General features: G+C 69.4%; 2 protein-coding genes. Both read right to left on the bottom strand.

Features of this window, described 5'->3' with window-relative positions; translation table 11 throughout:
* Window positions 1-347: 347 nt before the first annotated feature.
* On the bottom strand, window positions 348-1,286 hold the full coding sequence (locus AB0I52_RS32805) for an FAD-dependent oxidoreductase (protein WP_363078820.1): 939 nt from the start codon (window positions 1,284-1,286) through the stop codon (window positions 348-350).
* A 4-nt stretch (window positions 1,287-1,290) separates the two neighbouring features.
* A partial coding sequence (locus AB0I52_RS32800) for an isochorismatase family protein (RefSeq protein WP_363078818.1) occupies window positions 1,291-1,584 on the bottom strand: 294 nt, incomplete at its 5' end.

The following is a 1,584-nucleotide window of genomic DNA, read 5'->3' as shown; positions in this document are numbered from 1 at the left end:
ACGAGTTCGAATCTCGTATCCTCCGCCATTGCTCTCACCGGGCAATACGTCGAAGGCCCCCGCAGCTTGCTGCGGGGGCCTTCGACGTTGGTGGTTGCAGTTGCCCCTCTGACACTGAACCGGCCTCGAATCAGCCTGGGAGCGGCAGCTGCCGCACGCCATCGCCGCGTTGCGTCCGTAGCGGCGCGTCACTTGAGAGCACGGGAAACACAGGCCCACCTCTCACGGAGTGCAACCCAGGACGGACGCAGCCGCTGCCCGCTCCACAGCCGTGATCCACGTGGCCCGTCGACTGCGCTGGGCCGGGACACGGGCGAGGGGGAGATCACCCGTCGGCTGCCCGAGGTTCACGAGGGCAGCGATAGGTCTCGGGCAGCGTAGTAGGCACGCAGCGCGGCCTCGCTGCCGGAGCCCAAGGCCGTCATGATCCGCTGGAAGCGGGCAGAGCGCAGGTCTCCGGCCACGATGATGCGGGGGTGCTGGCCGGCGGGCGGGGCGTAGCCGTCGGCGCTTCGGACGAGATCACCGGACGGGGCCGCCGGTGCGTTCCCAATGCTCACGTACGTGGCGTCTGCGGTGACCACGCGCCGCGCGCCGTCCTGGCCCACCAAGTCCGCTGTTGCCGAGCTCTTTTCGGAAGTGCGCAGAGTCAGGTGCGCGACGGGCAAGAGCGTGACGTGGGGGTCGTCGCGGATCTCCTCGACCTTGTACACGTCCGCCTCCGGGTAGGCGACGAGCAGGCGGGTGTCGGTGTCCGGGTGGGCACGGAGGAAAGTACCGATCGGGCGGTCACCACCAAGGACGAGGAGAGTGCGGCCCTGGGCGTCGTCCGCGTCGGCCTGCCAGAGCGGGGGCAAGATGAGGCCGCTGGGAGCGGTGATCCAGGGGACATCATGGGGCTGGAGGGGGCCGACGCCGGTGGCGACGACTGCGTACGGGGCAGCCAGGCGGGTACCGGTATTCAGGGTGACGGTGACATTGTCGTCCTCGGCACGGAGTTCGACTACGCGGCGGCCGAGTTCCAGGCGGCACAGCTCCGTGCTCTTCAGCTCGGCGGTAATGGCGTCGGCAAGCGCGGGGCCGCTGGTGTGACCGCCGAGGGCATTGTTCAGGGCCCCGATGCGGTAGAGATTGCGGCACAGCGTGTCCGGCTCGACCAGGACCGAACGCATACCGACGCCCGCGGCCATGCGGGCGGCGGCGCACCCGGCCGGCCCGCCTCCGACGATGATCAGGTCGGTGTCCTGGGATGCGGGCGAACCGGTGCGGGGCGAGGTGTCGGCCATGGGGCTATTCCAGCACCGGCGCCCCTGAATACGCAGTGAGTTGCCCCACCACATGATCGGTGGTGACGAGTTGGCTGGATCCGATCAGGCGGCGGGCGACGACGAGGCCGGCGTCGTGGACGTCCGGGCCGGCGTCGGTGGCGCAGGCGTCGGTGACGATCCAGGGTGTGTAGTCGCGCTCGAAGGCATCGGCGGCGGATTTCAGGACGCAGCTCTCGGTGGCGATCCCGCAGAAGACTAGGTCGGTCCAGCCGGCCTGGCGGATCAGTTCGTCCGCCTCGGGGGTGAACAGCGTGTA

The sequence above is a fragment of the Streptomyces sp. NPDC050423 genome (assembly GCF_040655445.1).
Taxonomy (GTDB): Bacteria; Actinomycetota; Actinomycetes; order Streptomycetales; family Streptomycetaceae; genus Streptomyces.
Note: the sequence above shows the minus strand (reverse complement) of the source record. Positions and strands in the feature narration are given on the sequence as shown.